The organism is Archangium violaceum Cb vi76 (genome assembly GCF_000733295.1).
Taxonomy (GTDB): Bacteria; Myxococcota; Myxococcia; order Myxococcales; family Myxococcaceae; genus Archangium; species Archangium violaceum.
Map to the genome: position 1 here is coordinate 30154 of NZ_JPMI01000270.1, position 20378 is coordinate 50531.

The following is a 20378-nucleotide window of genomic DNA, read 5'->3' on the forward strand; positions in this document are numbered from 1 at the left end:
AAGATGACGGGACAAAGCCGCCTGCTCGGCCGTTTGCCCCGCCTCCAGAGAGGGGAGCAGGGGCTTGGTTGGATGAATGGCCCCCCCTGGTTTCCTGGGGTCACGCGTTTCACTTCTACGTACGTAGAAGTGGATTCCTGGGGGAAGGGTCCTGGGACCTGAACGAGCCGGGGGCTGTCAGGACATCATTCCTCCGTCAGGGGACCTTCTCCGGCTCACTGATGAACAGGGCGTGAAACAGGGTGGTATCGGGCGGCTCCTGCGGTTCCACGATGAGCGGGATTCGAGTCTCGGCGATCTCACGAGGAAGGGCCTCGGCCCCGAAGGTTGCCTCGATTCCCCTGGCGATGATGGAGGCGGGACCCTGCATCTCGGGCGGCAGCGAATAGAGGAAGACCTCGTCGCTCCGCTCCCGGCCCTTGTCGGTGTACCAGTAGGTATAGCGTGCTCCGTACACAGTATAGACAGGCGCCAGAATGCTGAGACAGCCGACGACGGACCAGCTGCTCGTTATCGGCCGGATTTTGTCCTTCGGATATGTAGCGCAGCGGAAACACGAGTCACATGGGGCCGTGACGTTTCCGATATCGAAGTCAGGTAGCTCTCCTCTGAGCTCTCGCAGGAACGCCCGCCATTGGTCCATCCGCTCGAGTGCCCGTTCCCATTGCTCCGAGAACCGCTCATGCTCGGGACTGCTTTCCGGCCTGTAGTTGAAGTCCTTGTCCGGGCGGAAGTAGTTCCGGACGAGGGCAAGCAGGTCTTCCGCTGAAGGAGGCATGAGGTTACAGGTTGAGGTTGATGGTCATGGGAGTTGTTTTCTTGTGACACTCTGTCTTCACTCGTGAACCCAGCACCGCGCGGTTCAGGATTTCGTTGAACTTCTTCTTGAACTGCTCGCAGACAAGGCCAGGACCCGGAGAAGCGGGTGCGTTGAGCACGATGCGCCCAGCCTCGTTGGCGCAGTCGGCGGCGATGCGCTGGGCCAGCGTCAAGGATAAGTATCCATCCGCTTCGGTTTCGATGGGCATGTCGACACCAAATCTACAAACGAATGTACTCATGTCCTGCGTGTTGATGACGGGCACATGGAGGCAGGCGGCACGCCAGCCGTCCGCTCCTGGCTCGGTCTTTTCAACCACGGTCACGAAATCGAAGTGACGAGGTAGATAGTGGTTGATGGTGCACCCCGTGAGGATGAGCAGCATCACGAGGGACCAGCGGAGAGGTTGGAGTCCAAGCATTCGTGCTGGCATGAATGCCCACGCTATCACCCCCCTATAGACGCGAATCCTACGTACCCGTCAGCGGCTGCCCCGTCTCCGGAGCGGCGGGGAGGGTGATGCGGACCGTGGTGCCCTGGTCGGGCTGGCTCTCCAGCGTGAGCGTGCCCCCGTGGGCGACGATGATCCGCCGCGACAGCGCGAGCCCCAGCCCGACTCCCCCCGTCTTCCGGGCCCGGCTGCGGTCGCTGCGGAAGAACGGCGTGAAGAGATGGGGCAGGTCCTTCGCTTCGATGCCAATGCCCTCGTCACGCACCTCCAGCTGGAGGCCATGTTCCCGCGGGCGTGCGAGCAGCCAGACGGTCTTCTGGGGATCGGAGTATTTGCCCGCGTTGTCGAGCAGGTTGTCGAGCGCGCGCCTCAACAGCACCGGGTCCGCCTCCAGCACGGGCAGTGTTCCCCCCTCCACGTGCACCTCCAGCCGGTGCGATGGGTGGGTGGCGCGGAAGCGCGCGGCGGCCTTGTCCACCAACGTCTGGGCCTCCACCAATTCCCGGCGCAGCGGCGGAGTCGCGCCGCCCGGGGTCTGCTCCGTGGCGAGGTCCAACCGGGCCGCGGTGAGCACGTCCGACACCAGCCGCTCCAGCTCGTTCAGGTCCTCGGCGATGTCCGCCAGGGACTCGCGCGCCAGGGTGGCGTCCCCCTCGTTGGCCAGGTCCAGCGCCACGCGGATACGGGAGAGCGGAGTGCGCAGCTCGTGCGAGACGTTGGCGAGCAGCTCCTTCTGCGAGCGCAGCAGGTGGGTGATGCGCTCGGCCATCTCGTCGAAGGCCTCGGCCACCTGTCCCAGCTCGTCGCGCCGGCGCACGCCCGTGCGCGCGCTCAGCGTGCCCGCGCCGAAGGCCCGCGCCGCCGCGGCCAGCTTCTGCAGGGGCACGGCCAGGGAACGGGCGAAGACGATGGACGTGATGGCCGTGCACCCGAGCACCACGGCGAGCATGATTCCCAGGTCGGGCGGAGGCCCGGGCGGCTTGGGCAGATCGATGAGCGCGTAGGCCCGCATCGCGCCCGTCTTCGGGATGGCCACCCGCACGAGGTGGGGCGGCTCGGGGTTGCTCAGCGTGCGCTCCCGTTCGAGCCGGCGCAGCTCCTCGGAGGACAGGGGCGGGTGGGGGGATGGGATGTTGGAGGCGAGGAGCTGGCCATCGGGGGCGCGTATCGTCACCTGCATCCGGAGCTGCTGGCCCGCCTGGTCCACCACCTCTCGCAACTTCCCGGGCTCGTCCAGGAACAGGGCCCAGCTGGAGGCGGCGTAGGCCGCGGCCCGCTCGGAGAACCGTGGCCGGTTCCCTTCCTCGGCGTACCGGCGGGCCAGGTTGAACGCGAAGGCGATGAGCAGCAGCTGCGCGAGCCCCACCAGGTAGATGCGCAGCAGCAGGCGGCCGGGAAGCCGGGTCTTCATGTGTCGTCACCGGTGGCGAGCAGGTAGCCCGCGCCTCGCACCGTCTTGAGCAGCTTCGGGTTGCGCGGGTCCTCTTCGATCTTCTGGCGGATGCGGAAGATGTGCACGTCCACGGAGCGGTCGAACACCTCGTCCGCGTTGCCCTTCACCAGGTCCAGGAGCTGCTCGCGGCTGAGCACCCGGCCGGCGCGCTCGGCCAGCGCGCGCAGCAGCGTGAACTCATACGAGGTCAGCGGCAGCACCTTGCCATCCAGGGTGGCGCTGAGACTGCGGGGATCCAGCGACAGCTTGCCCGCCTGGATGGGCTGGGAGGAGGGGCCGGCACGCCCGCGGGCCCGGCGCACCTGGGCGCGGATGCGCGCGAGCAACTCGCGCGAGGAGTAGGGCTTGGCGAGGTAGTCGTCCGCGCCCGACTCCAGGCCGAGCACCCGGTCGGCCTCCTCGCCGCGCGCCGTCAACATGATGATGGGGACATCACTGCGCGTGCGCAGCTCGCGGCAGACCTCCATCCCATCCCGCCCCGGCAGCATCAGGTCCAACAGAAGGACGTCGTAGTCGTGGCGGGCGGCCTCCGCCAGGCCCTCGGGACCGGTGCGGGCCACGGTGACGATGATGCCGTGCTCCTGGAGGTAGCGGCTGGTGAGCCGGGCCAGGCGCTCGTCGTCCTCCACCAGCAATACCTGGATGGTTCCTTCGTCCGTGGTGGAGTGTGTCGTCGAGTCCATACGCGTCTCTCTCCTCCCGCCGTGCCGTCCGCCCCCAAGGGGCTCAGCGATAGAAGATACGACCCGGGAGCACTTGGAGGGGGTCGGATACGGCTGGACGGTTGCTCCCGGGTCGCATCCTGGAAGATGCACAACGCTTATTAACCGCGCGCTTCGGAGGGATGACGAAATATTTCCGAGCGGACATGGTGGGCGCGGGCCCTGGCCCGGTTGCTTATGATTCGCGGCATGTTCAAGACCGCCTTTGTCATGACCGCCCTCCTGGGCGCTTCGGCGCAGGCCCCGGCCCCGGCCATGAAATCAGTGACTTTCGAGGGCGCGTGCGATGCGTCGGGCGCCGTGGTGCAAGGCTCGTGGATGTTCACCGTCGCGGATGACGAGGACAACGTCATCCGCGTCTATGACGGCAAGAGCGGAGGCGGCCCGGTCAAGACCTTCGACCTGTCGCCGGCGCTGGAGCTCCCCTCGGGGAAGAAGCGGGCTCCCGAGACGGACATCGAGGCCGCGACGGAGATACCGCCGCTCTCCTTCTGGCTCACCTCCCATGGGCGCAAGAGCTCCGGGAAGGTGGATCCCAACCGCTTCCGCTTCTTCGCGACGCGCACCCTGGAGGATGGGACGACCCGGCTCGAGGGCAAGCCCTACACGCGGCTGCTCGATGAGCTGCTCGCGGCGCCCCAGCTCGAAGCGTTCGGCCTCGGCTCGGCCGCCACGCATGCTCCGAAGGAGGAGGGCGGCCTCAACATCGAGGGCATGACGGCGATGGCGGATGGGAAGTCCATCCTGATCGGCTTCCGCAATCCGCTTCCCCAGGGCAAGGCACTCACCGTCGTGCTCCTGAACCCCATGGAGTTGCTCCAGGGGAAGAAGGCACGCCTGGGGCCCGCGCGGCTGCTGGACCTCGGCGGGCTGGGGATTCGCGCCATCTCCTGGTGGCGGGGACAGTACCTCTTCATCGGCGGCCCCATCTCCGGGCACGGAGGCTCGCGCCTCTTCACCTGGGATGGTGGGGCCGGAGAGCCCAGGGCGGTGGAGGGCGCCGACTTCACCGGCCTCAACCCCGAGGCCTTCGTCACGTTCGAGGACAAGGAGGAGATCCTCGTCCTCAGTGATGATGGGAGCAGCCTGATCGACGGCGTCGAGTGCAAGCGGCTCCCGGAGGCGGCGAAGAAGCGCTTCCGGGGCGTCTGGTTGCGGTTGCCCGGGAAGAAGTGACGTTCAGGGGTGATGCTCAACCCGGATCGATGGACGCGCTCCGGACTCCCGGCAGCGCGCCGCGCACGGCCTGGAGCAGCTCGAAGCCGTCCATCCGCTGGGGCATGGCGATCTCCACGACCGCCGTGCCAGACAACGCCGAGGGCGCTTGTTCCAGGGTGACGACACGCGCGCCCGGATGCAGGGCCCGGAGCGGTGGCAGCGCCGCGCCCACGTCATCCAGGTCCAGGGACAGCTTCACCCACTGCGTGTCGTTCCTGGCCGTCGTGTCCAGGATCATCAGCACGGCGCCGAGGAAGAACGTCGCGACCAGGGCGATCTGGAAGGCGCCCAATCCGCACGCCATGCCCACGCCAATCAGCACGAACATGACGGCCGCGTCGCGAGGGTCCTTGATGCCCGAGCGGAAGCGGATGAAGCCGCCCAGGCCCACCAGGCCGAAGGCGCGCGACATGCTGTCGCCGATGACGGTCGTCATCACCGCGCCGGCCACGGCGATGAGCAACTGGGTGTGGACGGTGGAGAGGACGGGGGCCGGGACGTTGGGCATCCACCGGCGCCAGGGCCGGTAGGCCAGGAGCGAGCCGAGCACCAGGGCGAGGCTGAAGCGCAGCAGGGCCTCGAGGGTGGGCAGGATATGGGGGCTGACGGAGGAGGCTTGCGTCAGGGCATCAGGCGGAGGCATCGCGAAGCTCCTGGGTGGTGGTGTCCCGCGTGGCGCGGACGGCCTGGCGCAGCAGGGCGAAGTCATGGGGGTGGCTCTCCAACAGCCGCTCGATGAGCGCCCGCCCCCGGGAGGTGAAGGCCAGCGGCCCGAGGTTCTTCACCGTGGCCGCGGGCCAGGTGTCCGCCAGCGCCGTGCGCAGCTTCCACGCCGTGGCGCCTTCCATGCCCACGAAGGAGTCCAGCGCCTCCTCGCACTGCACGCCGAAGGACTCGCGCAGGGCCCAGGCGCGAGGAACGTCCAGGCCCTCCAGGGTGCCGAGCACCGCCCGCGGGGCGCGCGCCACGTGCCGCTCGCGCATCTCCCAGGCCCGCTCGCTGTCGAGCCCGTCCAGGGTGCGGAGCACCGCGTCTGGAGCCGCCTCGAAGGCGCGCTCGCGCCACTCCCAGGCCCGCTCGTCATCCACGCCCCGGATGGAGCGGCAGGCGATGCGCGCCACCCGCTCCAGCCCGAGTGCCGCCTCGCCTCCCATGTCCGAGAGCCAGCGGCTCCGCTCCCGCCAGGCCCGCTCACCGCCGATCCCCGCGAGCGAGCCCACCACCTGCTCCGCGGCGGAGAAGTAGATGCGCTCGCGCATCGCCCAGGCCCGCTCCGAGTCGAGCCCGCCGAGCGATTCCGCCACCGCCTCCTGCTTGCGCGTCTCCCAGCGCTCGCGCAGCGCCCAGGCCTTGGGCACATCCGAGGCCAGGTCCTTCAGCGAGCCGAGCACCTGCACCGGTGCCGCCTCCTCCAGTTGCCGCCGCAGCTCCCACGCGTTCGCGTCCGTGAGTCCGGACAGGCCATAGGCGATGACTTCGGGGTGCTTTCCGGCCAGCTGGCTCCGGCGCTCGTCGATGTCCGGACCCTCCAGGCCCGCGAGGAACCACGCGGCCAGTTGCGGCTCCTCCTGCATCCAGCCATCCAGCCGCGCGAGGAAGCATCCCCGGACCTCGGCCAGCGAGCGGAGGGGCGGCGCCGGCCGGGCGCGCACGGGGTGGTTGGAGGAGGGGACGTCGCCCTTCACGAGCCGCAGCACCTCCTGCACCAGCAGGCCCACCATCGTGTCGAGCGGCACGTCCGCGTTCTCCACGAGGCTCCACCGCTCCGGCGCCTCCGCCGCGAGGGCCCGGTAGCCCGCGCGCAGCCGCGCCTGCATGCCCACTCCCGCCAGTCCCTTCCGGGACGAGGTGCCCTGGGGCGGTGCCAGCAGCCTGGTGATGCGGCGGCGGGCGCGGGCAATGGCCGGGTCCACGTCGATGAGGAAGACGCGGTCCGGTTGCAGGCCCCGCGCGCAGGCCTCGAGGATGGGCCGTACCTCGTGCTCCGGGAGCCCGCGTCCCCACCGGGCGAGCACCTCGGCGGTGTAGAGGAATCGGTCCGCGATGACGAGCTCGTACTCGGCGAGCGCGGGGCGTGTCACCTCCTCCAGCAGTTGCGTCTCGCGGGCGGCGTACAGCAGCAGCTCGGCCATGGGGGTGAGCGCGAGGTTGCGCGGGTTCTTGGTGAAGAGCCGCAAGCCCTCGGACACGGGGGAGGCCAGCTTGCCGTCCTCGCGCACGTGCCGCACGCTCAGCCCCGCCCGGCGCAGCTCGCGCGCCACGCGGTTGGACAGCGTCGTCTTGCCGGAGCCATCGATTCCTTCGAAGACAATCAACATCAGAAGCTGACCTCCATCTGCAACATCACCGCCCGCCGCTCGGCGAGGCTGTTGTCGAGGGACTGGACCGCGGCCGGCACGGAGGCCTCGGCCCGGCGGCTCTCCACCTGGGCCTGAAACCGCCAGCGGTTCCTCTGTCCGAAGTTGAGTCCGCCCCCCAGCTCCCAGAGCCGGTCGTCCTGGAGCTGGAGGTGGGTGTCGAGCGCGGAGACCATCACGAAGGGCTCGACGTAGAGCGCGCCCTTCTTGCTCCCGCCGATGCGCCAGGCCGTCAGCGCCCGCCCCATGAGCAGCGGCCCGTCGCTGCCCACGAGCTGGGTGGTGCGCCCCACGAGCACCTCGGCCCAGGTGCGCAGCTCGGTCGGGCCGAGGGGCAGCGCGTGCCTCACGTCGAAGCCGGCCGTCCACTGGGACGAGGAGCTGCCCAGGGCGGACGCGCCCAGCTCCAGCGAGTCCAACACCTCCCACGTTCCCCGGAAGCCAGGCGTGAGGCCCAGCCCGTTCTGCACGGCGACCTTCTCGTCCCCGCCCAACTGCCACACACCGGCACGCAGCTTGAGGGCCCGCGTGCAGCCCGTGCACTTCCACTCGAGCTGCGCGCCCAGGCTGCGGCCAGTCTGCCCCAGCCCGTCATTGAGCACATCGCGCAGCAGGCCCCGGCGCACCAGCGGGAGCCGCGTCGTGGACTCCAGCTCCACGAGCGACAGCGGCACCTTGAACTGGCCGGCCCGGATCGCGAAACCGCCGGAGATGTTCAGCCAGGCATAGGCGTCCTTCAGTCCGCTCAGCCCATCGGCGATGTCGAACTCGACCACGGCCCGCAGGGTCTTCTTCCAGGAGTAGGTGACCTCGAGGCGCGCGGCGGGAATGGACAGCTTGCCGGCCCAGGCGTCCGCCCCCTTGGCATCCACCGCCTCCCGGATGGAGAAGCGGCCTCCCACCTCCACCGTGCCGAACGCGGAGGGCAGCTTCAGGCTCCCCTCGCTCTCCCCGGCGGGAGGCGTGGGTGTCTGGGGGACGGTGTCCGGGGCCTTGGGGGCTTCCGGGGCGGCGGGAGGTTCATTGTCCTGCTCTTGTGCCCGGGCAGAGGACACGAGGAGCAGCGTGGCGAGGGCCAGGAGGCGGGGGCTGTGCACGGCGGGGGTTTCCTTGAAAGTCATTGCCTGGACGGCGTGCCGGCGAGACGCGCGCGCATGCCGTGTTCGAACTTCGAGCCGCGGGTCTCGAAGGGCTCCAGCTTCCAGAGCAGCCACTCCAGCCAGGGCGGGGAGTCCCCCTGCCACTTCACCTCCAGCAGCGTGGCGGGGGCTCGGTGGAGCAGCCGGGAGGGGGCGGCCGGTTCGCCCGCCGTGCTCTGCTCCGGCGGGAGGGCGAAGAGCAGCTCCTCGTCCACGGTGATGCGGACGCTGGCATCCGGGTTGGCGTACGTGTTGCGCCGGTACCACGCCGTCACCCATGGCTTCACCGGCGAGGACGCGACCTGACGCAGCAGGGTGGCCGCCGCGCTCTCCCCGGGCAGGGGCCTGCCCGAGAGCAGCGCCGCCGCTTCGTCCGCGGAGAGCGAGGCGCGAATCTTGGTGCGCCGCTGCCCGGAGCTCGTCTTCATCTCGAGGTAGCGCGTTCCCGTCAGCACGGGAGGGCACGCGAGGTTCACCGTCCCCGCGTACTCCCGCAGCCGCAGGCGTTGGGGGCGTCCGGCCCGGCACGAGCCCAGGAAGTCCAGCCCCTCGGTGTCGAAGTACGTCGTCCGCGTGAAGGAGAACGGAAGACTGGCGTCGTACACGCGGGGGTGGGTCCACTGCCGGGTGTCCCGGAGGAAGTTCTCCAGGGCCTCGCGCGAGGGCTGGAAACGCCGCTCATGGTCCAGCTCTGGCGCGGGGGTGGACATGGGGGAAGGGCTCGTCCGGGCCGGGGCGTTCATGGGGCCGTTCCGAACGCGGCTTCGACCTCGGCCTGACGCTTCGCCGCGAAGTTCAGCAGGCCGTTGGTGCCACTGAGCGAGTCCTCGAAGGCCTGGGGGCTGCTGATGAAGGTGTAGCCCGCCTGCTCCGCGTTCTCGCCCACCACGTACGGGGCGATGAGCTCATGCGCCTCGCGCAGCCGGGCCCGCAGCGACTCCGGGGACAGCGGGCCCCGCGCCGCGTCCAGCGCGTAGCGCTTGTAGATTTCCGCGTAGGTGGGGTCATCCATCAGGAAGCGGATGAGCGGCCAGGTCGCGTCCACCGTGTCCTGCGTCAGCGACGACGGCCGCCCCATGCCGTCACCCATGGCCCGGTCGTGGTCCCAGGTAATCCAGTGCAGACGCCCTCCATCGTCCGGGTCGGAATAGAGGTAGTAGTTGTGCGCCATGGCGCCGTAGGCGTCCCAGTTCTGCAGCGCCGTGTTGACGGCGAGCCACTGGAGGAAGCCCTCCACGTCCAGCTTCGCCTCCAGGCGCGCACGCCAGGCCGCCGCGTCCGTGCGGTCCGAGTTGAGCGCGGCGATGGCCTCCTCCACGGCCGTCCAGCCCTGCTCCTCGTTGGATTGGATGTCGAAGGACTCCTGGTCGAAGGCCTGCCACCGGGCGCCCACGCCATCCGCCTCGTAGAGCGCTCCCTCGTGGCCGCCGAAGCTCCTGTCGAGCAGCGGCTCATCCGGGTCCTCGTTGAGGGTGTAGAGGCCGAAGTACCGGGGCCCCTCGCCGTGGTCCACGTACAGGGCGACGAAGGCGGTGTGTCCGGCGGGCACGCCGAGCTCGCGGAAGATGTCCGTGGCCACCTTGTCGCGCAGCAGCGACGTGTCGGCCGCGCCGTTGCCGAGCGACACCTTGTCGAAGCCGTAGAAGCGCTGGTCGTCGATCTCCGGGTGCTGGTCCTCGAACTCGTCGAAGTTGAGCCGGAAGGGCAGCTTGCCCACGCCGCTGCGCCACGTCTGCGACAGCGAGGAGTTGCCCTTCATGCGGATGCCCACGTAGTTCCAGGTCTTCCCGTTGAAGTTCACCGTGGAGGGCACGTACACCGGCGTGTTGGGGATGATGTCCCCTCCGCCGCCACCTGGAGCGCCGCCGCCGCCCGGGGCACCGCCGCCCCCGCCGGGCGCTCTCGTGGGCCGGCACAGCAATTGGGTGCCATCCGGAGACTTGCCGCAGGTGCTGGTGAAGGTGCTGCCGTTGAGGGTCGCCGTGCAGGCGTCTCCCTCCGCCTTGTCCTGGCAGGCCTGCACGAGCTCGGGGGGAACCGTGCCGCCGCCACCCGGCATGCCACCTCCGCCTCCACCACCGCCGGGCATGCCGCCACCGGAGCCGAATGCCCCCAGCATGGAGGTCATGTCGTCCTGCATCGTCCGCCAGTCCTCCGGCGTGATGACGACGTCGATCCGGTTCACCTTTCCCTGGGCGAAGACGACGTCATAGGCGGGGGGTGCATCCTTCCCGTGAGACTCCTCGCTCCAGCCCTCGGGCCGTTCGATGCCGCCACAGGCGGTCGCGAAGGTGAGGGCGAGCGTGGCGAGTGCTCCAAGTCGCGGACTTCTCTTCATAAGGGTCCTCTCGAAGGGGGGCGTGGTGCTTCGAGTGGTCACCCTGAAGGGGGCTCGTGACCTGTTCTTTACGCGGGTGTGACGAAATATTTTGGATGTGAATACGGGGGCACGGCCCTCTCACCGCCTGGGAAAAGATCCACTCCTGGACCCTTCCTTCAATTCCAACTCAGGCGCCCCCAACGGCATGGGGGCTGTGAGTCTCGAGTGGAGGAAGACGCCATATGAAGACGCGAGGCGGCAGGCAGGGCCGTGTGGGTGGAACGGGGCCGTGGTGTGGACGGCTGTTCATCGCGCTGGGAGTGCTGTCCGGGGCGGGGGCGTGCGGCACCACGGACGTGAAGGACGAGCCGAAGACGCGGAGCGAGGACAACCTCTCGGAGCGCTGCGAGGTGCGGTCGCCCCCCACGGGAGGCTTCGCGCCGGAGCTGCAGTGGGCGTGGACGGGCAGCGAGGTGCTGCCCGAGCACAAGCAGGTGATGATGACGCCGGTGGTGGTGGACGTGAACGGGGACCGTATCCCGGACATCGTCTTCAGCACCTTCTCGGGGGCCAACTACAGCGGGGACGGGGTGCTCCGGGCCGTCAGTGGAGATGACGGGCGCGATCTCTGGTCCGTCACGGACCCCTACGCCCGGGTGAAGCCCGCCGCGAGCATCGCCGCCGGTGACATCGATGGCGACGGCCTGGTGGAGATCTGCGGCATCCCCGAGAACGGCCGCGGCATCCTCTGCTTCGAGAACGATGGCACCTTCAAGTTCCGCTCGGCCGAGGACGCGTACGACTACAACGAGTGGGGCGGTCCCTCGCTGGCGGACCTGGACGGCGACGGCACCGTGGAGATCCTCGACGGCAACCGCGTCTACAGCCACACCGGTGCGCTGAAGTGGGTGGGCTCGGATGGCATGGGCGGCGCGCAGTACACGGGCCCCGTCTCCTTCGCGGCGGACATCGACCAGGACGGCGCGCAGGAGGTCATCAACGACCGGGCCATCTACCGCGCCGATGGCACGCTCAAGTGCGCCAATACGGAGATTCCCCACGGTTTCGCGGGCGTGGCCAACTTCGACGAGGACGCGGCGGGTGAGGTGGTGGTGGCGGGCCACGGCAAGGTGAGCCTGCTCGATGACGACTGCTCGCTCTTGTGGAGCGTGGACGTCCCCGCCGGTGGCCATGGCGGCTCGCCCAACATCGCGGACTTCGACGGGGACGGCCTGTTGGAGATCGGCCTGCCCGGCGAGTGGGCATACTCCGTCTTCGCGGCGGACGGCACCGTGAAGTGGTCCAGCTCCATCCAGGACTACAGCTCCGGCCGCACCGGCTCCACCACCTTCGACTTCGAGGGCGACGGCAAGCTCGAGGTCGTCTTCGCCGACGAGCTGAAGCTGCGCATCTACGACGGTGCCACCGGCGCGGTGCGCTGGGAGATTCCCAACACCTCGGGCACCACGCACGAGAACCCCGTCATCGCGGACGTGGATGGGGACCATGCCGCGGAACTGGTGGTGGTCTCCAACGACCATGCGTCTCCGGGCGGCACCCACGGCGTGCGCGTGTTCCGCGACCAGGAGGAGGACTGGGCCGGCACGCGGCGCATCTGGAACCAGCACGCCTACTCGGTGACGAACGTCAACGACGACGGCTCCATCCCGGCGCACCCGGCGAGCTACTGGTTGAACCCCAGGCTCAACACCTTCCACGCCAACGTGGCCGGCTACTACGGTGACGGCCCTGGCCCCTTCGCCGCCTCGGACCTCTCCGTGTCCGACGTGTCCGCCACGTGTGATGGCGAGGGCTCGCTCGGCCTCTCCGCGCGCGTGCGCAACCAGGGCCAGGCGGTGGCGGCGGCGGGCCTGAAGGTGGCCTTCTACTCGGGGAACCCGGCCTCGGGCGGCACGCTGCTCACCGTGGCCCGGCTCGCCGAGGCGGTGCCCGCGGGCGCGGAGGTCCTCGTCACCACCTCGGTGCTTTCCCCCAGCTCCGGCACCTCCGAGCTCTTCGTCCGGGTGGATGACGACGGCACGGGCACGGGCCGCGACACCGAGTGCCGCGAGGACAACAACACCGCCTCCGCCTCGGTGGACTTCACCTGCGAGGCGCCGCCCGCGGGCAACCTGCCGCCGGTGGCCCTCTGCCGTGACGTCACCGTGCCCGCGAATGCCTCGTGCCGGGGCAGCGCCAGCGTGGACAACGGCAGCCATGATCCGGACAACGGGCCGGCGCCGCTCTCCATCTCCCAGTCTCCGGATGCGTCCTTCGGCCCGGGCAGCCACCCCGTCACCCTGACGGCCTCGGACGGAGCGGCGAGCGCGCAGTGCGTGGGCATCGTCACCGTGGTGGACTCGGCGAAGCCCACCATCTCCTGCCCCTTGTCGGTGGATGCCCGGTTGAGCCTCGGCAGCATCGGGGTCGCCGTGCGCTACGCCGTCTCGGCCCAGGACAACTGCGGCCCGGTGACCGTCACCTGCTCGCGGCCCCCCGGCTCCCTCTTCCTGCTGGGCCTGACGAACGTCACGTGCACCGCCACGGACTCCTCCGGCAACACCGACTCGTGCGACTTCGGCATCCGCGTGAGCCTCGGCATCTCCCTGCCGTGATGTCCGGTGGTTGACACCGGGCCGGGAAAGCTCTCACTACCCATCAGCTTTCCCGGCCCGCTTGTCCGAGCCATGACGAGGTTTGGGCTCACGGCAAATTTTTTCCCTACCTGACTCTGGGGGCATGGGTTAGGGTGCACCCACCCCCCCGAGGCTCCAACACGAGGGAAGAAGCATGGGTAACGCACTGCATTCATCTCTGGCCGTCCCCCCACGGCCCTCACGGTCCTCTCCCGCGGTCGCCGCGCTGGCCACGCCCGCGCTGGCCAGCCCGTGGGGAGAGCCGATGCACTTCATGCCGGAGACGTCACGGCTCCCTGGTGAGCTCCCCGAGGAGCTGAACCGGCAGGAGCTGTTCTCGCGCATCTGCGTGAGGGATCCGTACTACGCGCTGAGCGAGGTACGGGCGGTGGGCGAGGGCGAGCTGACGGCGCGGGTGCCGGTGGAGCAGGAGACGGGGGGCGAGGCCTCGCCCATCAACGCGGCGGAGGTGGGGCGGCACCTGGCCATCCTCGGCTCGTGTGCGTCGGCGCTGGTGAACCCCAAGGAGGGGCAGCACTACTACCTGGCGCGGCGCGCGCGGTTGGAGCGGCTGCACGCGAGCCCGCTGCCCCGGGCCACCGAGCTGTTGGTGGGCACGGCGAAGGCGGAGTTCCGCGACAAGCGCACCGCCACGGCCCAGACGCGGCTGCTGGACGCGCGGGGCCAGGCGCTCTTCTCGCTGGAGGTGGACTACAACGTGCTGTCCGCGGCGGCCTTCCTGCGCCTCTTCCAGGGAGCGCGCCAGGAGATGCGCCGCGAGCCCCGGGCCGAGCGCGGGCCCCGCTGCACGTCCGGCGACTTCGCCGCGATGCGGACGAACCCCCACCGCCAGCCGCCGCCGCTCCACGGCTACGTGCGGGACGGGGAGTGCCTGAAGGCCACCCTGGGCCCGGTGAGCGCGGAGCTGTGCAAGGGCCACTTCGCCCTGCACCCGGTGCTGCCGGTGGCGGTGGTGATGAGCGGCCTGTCCGGACTGGCGGGCTCGCTGCTGCGCGAGCTGGTGGGCAACCCGGCCGTGCGCTACCTGGTGAAGCAGGGCGAGGTGCGCGCCGACAGCCTGGCCTACGCCGGTGAGTCGGTGACGTTCGGTTCCCACCTCCACGGGGTGGAGGGCCGCGATTACCGCTTCTACTGCTGGGCCTCGGTGGGCGAGCGCCTGGTGGGCGTGATGGAGCTGACGCTCACCTGCCTGGAGTGAGCCTCACTCCCAGGTGATTTCGTAGTCCACCGAGTCCAGGCCGAGCACGTTGGCCCTCACGGTGCCCTTGAAGCCGAGGGACTCCAGCGCGCCCTCGAAGATGCCCACGTGGTAGGCGGCGGGCTGCATGTCGCCGCGGTAGGAGAGGATGCAGCCCTTGGGGCCGGCGGGGCGGTGCTCGCGCTTGCCGTACGTCACCACGGTGCTGAAGGCCACGCGCGTCTGGGCGAAGAGCCGCTGCGGATCCCCCTTGCCGAGGATGCCGAAGACGACCTGGCCCGGGCCGGTGGAGAAGTTCTGCACGCAGGCGCGGCCGCAGGCGTTGAAGACCTGGTTCTCGTTGCCCAGCTTCCACTCGAGCGCGTCCACCGCGCCGTAGAGCATGGTGAGGTAGTCCGAGGCGGGGTAGGTCCGCAGGTCCGCGATGTCCTTGGCCAGGGCGCCGGTGCGCACCTGGCGCAGCGCCTGGGGGCCTCCCTTGCGTTCGATGAGCTCGAAGACCACCCGGAAGAAGATGCCCCGCACGGAGTCCGGGGGCTTGGTCAGGGCGATGCGGGCAGCGAGCTCGGTCTTGTTCGAGGGCATGGCTGGGGTGACAGCTTACCGGTACTCCACGCCGGGTCGAGAAATCGCGACTCCGGGTAGGGGACAACTGGACAACCTTTACTCGGAGTGGGGGCCTTTGGCATGACGCGCATGTCTTTCAGGCACTTCCTCCAGAAGGTGGTGAAACCATGAAGCTCCACAGCTACTGGCGTTCGTCGTGCTCCTGGCGCGTGCGCATCGCGCTCAACCTCAAGGGTCTGCCGTACGAGTACGTGCCCGTGCACCTGGTGAAGGACGGGGGCCAGCAGAACTCCGACGCCTACCGTGCCATCAACCCCATGCGCACCGTGCCCACGCTGGAGGTCTCCGAGGGAGGCAGGGTGCACCGCCTGGCCCAGTCCATGGCCATCCTCGAGTACCTGGAGGAGCGCCACCCCTCGCCCGCCCTGCTGCCGGCGGACCCCTTCCTCCGGGCCCGCTGCCGGATGTTGTCGGAGATGGTGAACTCGGGGATCCAACCGCTGCAGAACCTGTCCGTGCTGCAGCGCATCAAGGGGGAACTGAAGGGGGACGACAAGGCGTGGTGCGCGTACTGGATAGACCGGGGCCTGGCGGCCTTCCAGGAGGTCGCGCAGGAGACGGCGGGGACGTACTGCCTGGGTGACACAGTGTCGTTCGCGGACGTCTTCCTGGTGCCCCAACTCTACGGGGCCCGGCGTTTCGGAGTAGACCTGCAGCCGTACCCGCTGCTCACCCGTATCGAAGCGGCGTGCGCCAGCCTTCCCGCCTTCCAGGTGGCACATGCGGACCGGCAGCCCGACGCGGTGCCGGCTTGAACTGAAGGAGTCGACAATGGCGAAGCTCGAGTCGCTGGGCATCAAGGGATTGGAGAGCGTCCACTGGTACGTGCACGACCTGGAGCGCAGCCGGCGCTTCTACGTGGACGGGCTGGACTTCGCCGAGCAGGGCGTGTCCTCGCCACAGTTGGAGAAGGAGGGGCGGCAGAAGTCGGCCGTCTTCCAGGCGGGCAACGTGGTGCTGGTGGTGAGTGAGCCGGTGGGCGAGGGCGGCCGTGCGTGGCGCTTCCTGCGCAAGCACCCGGATGGGGTGGGCACGCTCAACTACCAGGTGGAGGACATCGACAAGACGTACCGCCTGCTGGAGCAGCGCGGCGCCACCTTCATCACGGACATCCAGCGCCACACGGACGACAAGGGTGGCAGGCTGGCGCAGTTCTCCATCACCACGCCGTTCGGCGACACCACGTTCCGCTTCATCCAGCGGGATGGGTACAAGGCGCTCTTCCCGGGCTTCGTGCAGCACGACAAGCCGCGCGGCGGCACCAATCGCTACGGCTTCACGCACATCGACCACATCACGTCCAACTTCCAGACGATGAAGCCCATGCTCCTGTGGATGGAGCACGTGATGGGCTTCGAGAAGTTCTGGGAGATTCAGTTCCACACCGACGACGTGGCCGCGCAGCAGAAGCGCGCGCACGGCTCGGGGTTGCGCTCCGAGGTGGTGTGGGATCCCGTGAGCCGGGTGAAGTTCGCCAACAACGAGCCGTTGCGGCCCTTCTTCAAGGCCTCGCAGATCAACATCTTCAACGAGGACCACCGGGGTGACGGCGTGCAGCACCTGGCGCTGGTGGTGAAGGACATCCTCACCTCGGTGAAGGCGATGCGCGAGAAGGCGGGGATCTCCTTCATGCCCACCCCGGGCACGTACTACGACGCGCTGCCCCAGCGCATCCAGGACCTGGGCATCAAGAAGATCGACGAGGACATCCAGGTGCTGCGCGACCTGGAGGTGCTCGTGGACGGCGCGGGGGAGCACAGCTACCTGCTGCAGATCTTCATGAAGGACGCGGCGTCGCTCTACAAGGACCCGGGTGCCGGCCCGTTCTTCTACGAGATCATCCAGCGCAAGGGAGACCAGGGCTTCGGTGGGGGCAACTTCCGAGCCCTGTTCGAGAGCATCGAGCGTCAGCAGAAGTCGGAAGGGCGCGCCTGACGGCGGACGGGCGGGAGGCAACGGCTCGCGAGGGGCCGTTGCCCTCCAGCCGGCCTACAGGTCCCGCTTCTCGAGCTTCGCCAGGAGGCTGGCCAGCTGGTCGGCCGTGGCCTGGACGGTGGCCTGATTCGTCCAGGAGGGCAGATCCGTCCGGGCCGTGGGGGGTGTGACGGCGACCTGGACCAGATTGGTCGTCTCGTTGGGGTCCTTCGCGAGGTCGTACAGCTCCCACTCCTGCGCGGCCTTGCCGGAAGGATCGAAGTAGCGCGCGAGCTTGTATTCCATCGTGCGGACGCACCGCACGTGATTGGGTTGCCGGACGGAGCCCGGAGCGAGGTCCACGGGTTGCTTGCCGTGTTTGCCCGTGCGCACGGCGTCCACGGTGGCCTTGTAGACCTCGAACTCCTTGTACGAGTGGGCCTCCTGCAACGTGCGCGAGGGGGGCAGGGGCGCGGTGATCTCATCGTCGGTGATGAAGAGGACGCCCTCGCGCGGGCTGCCGTCCGGATGCTTCACGACGTGGGGCGCCCACTCGCCCCGGATGAGCGGTGACAGATCGATTCCCGGCAGCGGAGGCACGGGCCGGCGCTCGGCGAGCGTGCGGCTGATCTTCTCGCGCTGCTCGGGGCCGACGCCGGCCAGGCCGAGGATGGTCGGCAGGATGTCGATGTGGCTGGTGAGGGCGTCCACCTGGCGCAGCACCTGCCCGGGGGGCGGTATGCCGGGGTTGGCCGGTTCCTTGCCGTGCTGCTCCAGCTGATTCCTCACCCAGGGCCGGTAGTTCACCACCACGGGGACGTGCAGCGCCTCCTGATAGGCGGTGTGCCACTTCTCGAGCATCATGCCGTGGGCGGCGCCGTACTCGCCGTGGTCGGTGAGGAAGACGACGAGGGTGTTGTCTGCCTGCCCGGACTCCTCCAGGGCGGTGAGCACCGCGTCGATGTGCGCATCCACGACCGAGTGCAGCCAGGCATAGAGCTGGAGGAAGAGCAGGCAGCCCTCGTCGGGCTTGTCCGTGAGCTGGAAGGGGATGCAGTTGCGCAGGGCCAGGAAGACGGCGAGCTCCAGGGCCTGCTCGGGATTGGCCGTGGGCACGGCGCTGGCGATGTTGAAGCCGGCCTTCGCGGACAACGCGAGGCCCATCTTGTAGGCGTAGTCGTGCTGGCAGGTCGGCTTGTCGGCCAGCGACTCGTTCTGCGTGGGGGAGGCCCGGGCACGGTCCTTGGGGAAGTCCAGGGGGTTGAGGGGGAGCCGCATGGTGCCCGCGATGGGGGGCGGCGTGACGTCTCCCTGGTTCGGCACGGTGAGCGGTCCGAACAGGGACTGCGTGGTGGGCACGGGAAGCGTCTTCCCATTGGGCAGGGTGATGGGCTCCGCCGGCTTGTCGGCGGGCAGGGCCTGGGCGATCACTCCCGGGTAGGTCGCGATGTCATGCGGGTTGGTGAAGGAGGCGACCGCGAACCAGGGCTTGATGTCCTGGGTATCGGGGCCGGTCGAGTTGGGATCCCTGGCCTGGTCCGAGGCATAGGCGCGGTTGTAGTTGAGCGCCAGGCCCTTGCGCCGGATGAAGGCGCAGGCCGAGTCCGTGAAGCCCTCGTCGCGGTAGATGCCCAGGTTGTTGGGCTGCGAGCCGTGGGGCTCGGGGTAGGACATCTCCCAGTCATCGAAGCCGTAGCGCTGGAGCGAGTGCTCCGGCGGATTGCTCACGTGCCACTTGCCGAAATAGTGCGTGCTGTAGCCGGCCTCGCGCATCCAGGTGCCGAGCGTCGGAATGCCATCGGCGTCCAGCCAGGGGAAGTTGGAGGAGTCACCGTTCTTGAACAGGCCATCCGTCTGCGTGACGCCCGTGCGCGTGCCGTACTGGCCCGTGTAGATGACGGCGCGGCTCGGCGTGCACGCGCTGGCGGCGATGGTGTGATTGCGCAGGACGACCGCGTTCTTTCGCAGCCGCAGCAGGCCGGGGAAGAACTTCGCGTAGGGATTGCTTTCGTCCACCTCTCCCTGGAAGCCGAGGATCTGCTTGAGCGGCTCGGGGAAGCCGCCATCGGGTCCGTAGGAGAAGCGCGGGAAGCGGTACTGATCGCAGGTGATCAACAGGATGTTGGGGCGAGTGGGCATGGGTCCTTTTCCGGATGCTTCCCTTCGCGAGGCCTGGAGTAGCCCCGGCACGCCCCAGTGTGCCCCCTCATGAGTGGATCGCCTACTACCGGCAGGGGTAGTTGGCCTTGGTGCATGTGACGCCGTTGTTATAGGCGTCGTTGAAGTGGTTGTAGTACCCGTCGTAGAGCGGGTGCACGGTGCCGGTCTCGGGCGCCATCTTCACGAACATCTCCTCGTTCTCGTTGAGCGCGTCCTGGGACCAGTTCTGCGAGCCGGAGTAGACCCGGTAGCCGTAGCTGGTGCCGTACTTGCCGTAGACGAGGAAGAACTTGTCGTGGACCTTGTCCTTGCGGCGGATCTTGACGCCCGCGTCGAGCAGCTCGTTGTAGACGGACTGCGGCATGCTGATGCCATCCGTGGAGTCTCCGCCCACCACCATCCACACCGCGCAGCCGCCGGCCCGGTAGTGCTTCACCTGCGCGAGGATTTCCGGACGCCCGGTGGTGACGAACGCCATGCCGATGCGCAGCCGGCAGTTCGCGTCGGGCGTGACGTCGTTGAGGCGGGTGACGATGGTGTCCGTCTGGTTCAGCCCCTCGGGCGAGGCGTAGCCATCCGCGGGGTTGGCCAGGTAGTAGCCTCGGCCGCTGGCGGAGTCGTAGTAGTCGTTGCCGGAGAAGTGCCGGCGGTTCCACATGTCCGAGAAGTTGGCGTTGAAGCCGTCGTACAGCGTCACGGCGTCGTAGATGGTGAGGGTGTTGTTGAACGCGTCCGGGCCGCTCGCATAGGTCAGGTTGGACGAGCCGAACCACACCACGTACGGACGGGCCACCCCATTGGGGTCCTTGGCCTGGCTGAACGTGAACATCTTCGTGTGCATGTTGCCGGCCGCGCTCGTGCCGATGCAGCCGCCACCGCCGCTCGAGTTGGTGCAGAACCGGTGGTTGGTGAGCTTCTTGATGGTGACCACCGCGGGGTCCGTGGAGCTCGCGTTCTTCCCGTCGAGCACGACGGACACCGAGACGCCGCGGTTCTGCGCCGCGAGGAGCGAATCTGCCACCCCGTCGATGCTGATGGAGTGGATGGTGCCCCGGATGGTGGCGCCCGCGGGCGTCGAGTCGATGAGCCGCCTCAGCTCCGTGATGATGGTGTAGTCCCGGCCAGCGAACGCGGGCGGGTTGCTGAAGTGCGCCCAGACCGCCTTGCCGCCCACCGTCCCGGACGCGACGCTCACTCCCGACCGGATGGCGCCCACGTCCACCTCACCGCTGTCCTGCTCCGCGAAGGGCTCGCACCCCGTGGCCACCCACGTGCAGAGACCCACGGTCAGCGCCCTCAGAAAGCGAACGCCCGGCTTCGAACGCGGCATATCCTCTCCTGA

The 20378-nt window shown here is 68.8% G+C and carries 17 protein-coding genes; 5 read left to right on the forward strand and 12 right to left on the reverse strand.

The features are described 5' to 3' along the window. Positions 1–196: 196 nt before the first annotated feature. The 4 genes from Q664_RS36830 to Q664_RS36845 all read right to left on the reverse strand — a co-directional run bounded on the left by Q664_RS36830 (position 197) and on the right by Q664_RS36845 (position 3407). Positions 197–778: a hypothetical protein gene (locus Q664_RS36830; protein ID WP_043406885.1), complete on the reverse strand. Its 582-nt coding sequence runs from the start codon at positions 776–778 to the stop codon at positions 197–199. A 4-nt stretch (positions 779–782) separates the two neighbouring features. Continuing rightward, the gene (locus tag Q664_RS58335; protein WP_152622556.1) at positions 783–1208 is read right to left on the reverse strand and encodes a hypothetical protein; all 426 of its coding nucleotides are present in this window, start codon (positions 1206–1208) and stop codon (positions 783–785) included. An 82-nt stretch (positions 1209–1290) separates the two neighbouring features. Continuing rightward, positions 1291–2682, reverse strand: coding sequence for a sensor histidine kinase (locus Q664_RS36840; protein WP_043406891.1), 1392 nt, complete (start codon positions 2680–2682; stop codon positions 1291–1293). Beyond that, entirely contained in the window at positions 2679–3407 is a 729-nt protein-coding gene (locus tag Q664_RS36845) for a response regulator transcription factor (RefSeq protein ID WP_052519129.1), read from the reverse strand. The genes Q664_RS36840 and Q664_RS36845 overlap by 4 nt, the downstream gene beginning before the upstream one ends. A gap of 294 nt (positions 3408–3701) precedes the next feature. Here Q664_RS36845 and Q664_RS36850 point away from each other — a divergent pair, with 294 nt between their 5' ends. After that, positions 3702–4622 (forward strand): DUF3616 domain-containing protein, encoded by a 921-nt coding sequence (locus Q664_RS36850; protein ID WP_235217022.1) that lies wholly within the window; start codon positions 3702–3704, stop codon positions 4620–4622. 16 nt (positions 4623–4638) lie between these two features. Here Q664_RS36850 and Q664_RS36855 read toward each other — a convergent pair whose 3' ends face one another. The 5 genes from Q664_RS36855 to Q664_RS36875 are packed head-to-tail and all read right to left on the reverse strand — an operon-like array spanning position 4639 to position 10498. Beyond that, entirely contained in the window at positions 4639–5307 is a 669-nt protein-coding gene (locus Q664_RS36855; RefSeq protein WP_043406893.1) for a DUF4956 domain-containing protein, read from the reverse strand. After that, on the reverse strand, positions 5294–6982 hold the full coding sequence (gene tmk / locus Q664_RS36860) for a dTMP kinase (RefSeq protein ID WP_043406995.1): 1689 nt from the start codon (positions 6980–6982) through the stop codon (positions 5294–5296). The genes Q664_RS36855 and tmk overlap by 14 nt, the downstream gene beginning before the upstream one ends. After that, a complete protein-coding gene (locus Q664_RS36865; RefSeq protein WP_084610591.1) occupies positions 6982–8142 on the reverse strand; it encodes a porin in 1161 nt (386 codons plus the stop codon). Before Q664_RS36865 ends, tmk begins: the two co-directional genes overlap by 1 nt. Next, complete coding sequence (locus Q664_RS36870; protein WP_235217023.1) at positions 8139–8870, reverse strand: VTC domain-containing protein; 732 nt, start codon at positions 8868–8870, stop codon at positions 8139–8141. Before Q664_RS36870 ends, Q664_RS36865 begins: the two co-directional genes overlap by 4 nt. 29 nt (positions 8871–8899) lie before the next feature. Continuing rightward, on the reverse strand, positions 8900–10498 hold the full coding sequence (locus tag Q664_RS36875; protein ID WP_043406903.1) for a CotH kinase family protein: 1599 nt from the start codon (positions 10496–10498) through the stop codon (positions 8900–8902). A 224-nt stretch (positions 10499–10722) separates the two neighbouring features. On the opposite strand from Q664_RS36875, the gene Q664_RS36880 reads away from it, so the two are divergent. Together Q664_RS36880 and Q664_RS36885 are read left to right on the forward strand one after the other, a co-directional pair. Beyond that, entirely contained in the window at positions 10723–13095 is a 2373-nt protein-coding gene (locus Q664_RS36880; protein WP_043406906.1) for an FG-GAP-like repeat-containing protein, read from the forward strand. Between the two features lie 175 nt (positions 13096–13270). After that, positions 13271–14335 (forward strand): hypothetical protein, encoded by a 1065-nt coding sequence (locus tag Q664_RS36885; RefSeq protein ID WP_043406909.1) that lies wholly within the window; start codon positions 13271–13273, stop codon positions 14333–14335. Between the two features lie 3 nt (positions 14336–14338). On the opposite strand, the gene Q664_RS36890 is transcribed toward Q664_RS36885, so the two are convergent. After that, positions 14339–14920, reverse strand: coding sequence for a TIGR02265 family protein (locus tag Q664_RS36890; RefSeq protein ID WP_043406912.1), 582 nt, complete (start codon positions 14918–14920; stop codon positions 14339–14341). 149 nt (positions 14921–15069) lie between these two features. On the opposite strand from Q664_RS36890, the gene maiA reads away from it, so the two are divergent. Both maiA and Q664_RS36900 read left to right on the forward strand, forming a co-directional pair. After that, complete coding sequence (gene maiA / locus Q664_RS36895) at positions 15070–15717, forward strand: maleylacetoacetate isomerase (protein WP_043406914.1); 648 nt, start codon at positions 15070–15072, stop codon at positions 15715–15717. Between the two features lie 16 nt (positions 15718–15733). Next, positions 15734–16897 (forward strand): 4-hydroxyphenylpyruvate dioxygenase family protein, encoded by a 1164-nt coding sequence (locus Q664_RS36900; protein ID WP_043406917.1) that lies wholly within the window; start codon positions 15734–15736, stop codon positions 16895–16897. 54 nt (positions 16898–16951) lie between these two features. Here the strand turns inward: Q664_RS36900 and Q664_RS36905 are convergent, their stop codons facing one another. Together Q664_RS36905 and Q664_RS36910 are read right to left on the reverse strand one after the other, a co-directional pair. Beyond that, positions 16952–19015, reverse strand: a complete 2064-nt coding sequence (locus tag Q664_RS36905) for a sulfatase-like hydrolase/transferase (RefSeq protein ID WP_043406920.1) — start codon at positions 19013–19015, stop codon at positions 16952–16954. 85 nt (positions 19016–19100) lie between these two features. Next, positions 19101–20366, reverse strand: coding sequence for a phospholipase D-like domain-containing protein (locus Q664_RS36910; protein WP_235217024.1), 1266 nt, complete (start codon positions 20364–20366; stop codon positions 19101–19103). Between the last annotated feature and the right edge of the window lie 12 nt (positions 20367–20378).

Excerpts from the sequence above, each read along its gene's own strand:
- Q664_RS36830 (WP_043406885.1), bottom strand. The coding sequence starts at position 778 with ATGCCTCCTTCAGCGGAAGACCTGCTTGCCCTCGTCCGGAACTACTTC.
- Q664_RS36840 (WP_043406891.1), bottom strand. The coding sequence starts at position 2,682 with ATGAAGACCCGGCTTCCCGGCCGCCTGCTGCTGCGCATCTACCTGGTG.
- Q664_RS36845 (WP_052519129.1), bottom strand. The coding sequence starts at position 3,407 with ATGGACTCGACGACACACTCCACCACGGACGAAGGAACCATCCAGGTA.
- Q664_RS36850 (WP_235217022.1), top strand. The coding sequence starts at position 3,702 with ATGAAATCAGTGACTTTCGAGGGCGCGTGCGATGCGTCGGGCGCCGTG.
- Q664_RS36855 (WP_043406893.1), bottom strand. The coding sequence starts at position 5,307 with ATGCCTCCGCCTGATGCCCTGACGCAAGCCTCCTCCGTCAGCCCCCAT.
- tmk (WP_043406995.1), bottom strand. The coding sequence starts at position 6,982 with ATGTTGATTGTCTTCGAAGGAATCGATGGCTCCGGCAAGACGACGCTG.
- Q664_RS36865 (WP_084610591.1), bottom strand. The coding sequence starts at position 8,142 with ATGACTTTCAAGGAAACCCCCGCCGTGCACAGCCCCCGCCTCCTGGCC.
- Q664_RS36870 (WP_235217023.1), bottom strand. The coding sequence starts at position 8,870 with ATGTCCACCCCCGCGCCAGAGCTGGACCATGAGCGGCGTTTCCAGCCC.
- Q664_RS36875 (WP_043406903.1), bottom strand. The coding sequence starts at position 10,498 with ATGAAGAGAAGTCCGCGACTTGGAGCACTCGCCACGCTCGCCCTCACC.
- Q664_RS36880 (WP_043406906.1), top strand. The coding sequence starts at position 10,723 with ATGAAGACGCGAGGCGGCAGGCAGGGCCGTGTGGGTGGAACGGGGCCG.
- Q664_RS36885 (WP_043406909.1), top strand. The coding sequence starts at position 13,271 with ATGGGTAACGCACTGCATTCATCTCTGGCCGTCCCCCCACGGCCCTCA.
- Q664_RS36890 (WP_043406912.1), bottom strand. The coding sequence starts at position 14,920 with ATGCCCTCGAACAAGACCGAGCTCGCTGCCCGCATCGCCCTGACCAAG.
- maiA (WP_043406914.1), top strand. The coding sequence starts at position 15,070 with ATGAAGCTCCACAGCTACTGGCGTTCGTCGTGCTCCTGGCGCGTGCGC.
- Q664_RS36900 (WP_043406917.1), top strand. The coding sequence starts at position 15,734 with ATGGCGAAGCTCGAGTCGCTGGGCATCAAGGGATTGGAGAGCGTCCAC.
- Q664_RS36905 (WP_043406920.1), bottom strand. The coding sequence starts at position 19,015 with ATGCCCACTCGCCCCAACATCCTGTTGATCACCTGCGATCAGTACCGC.
- Q664_RS36910 (WP_235217024.1), bottom strand. The coding sequence starts at position 20,366 with ATGCCGCGTTCGAAGCCGGGCGTTCGCTTTCTGAGGGCGCTGACCGTG.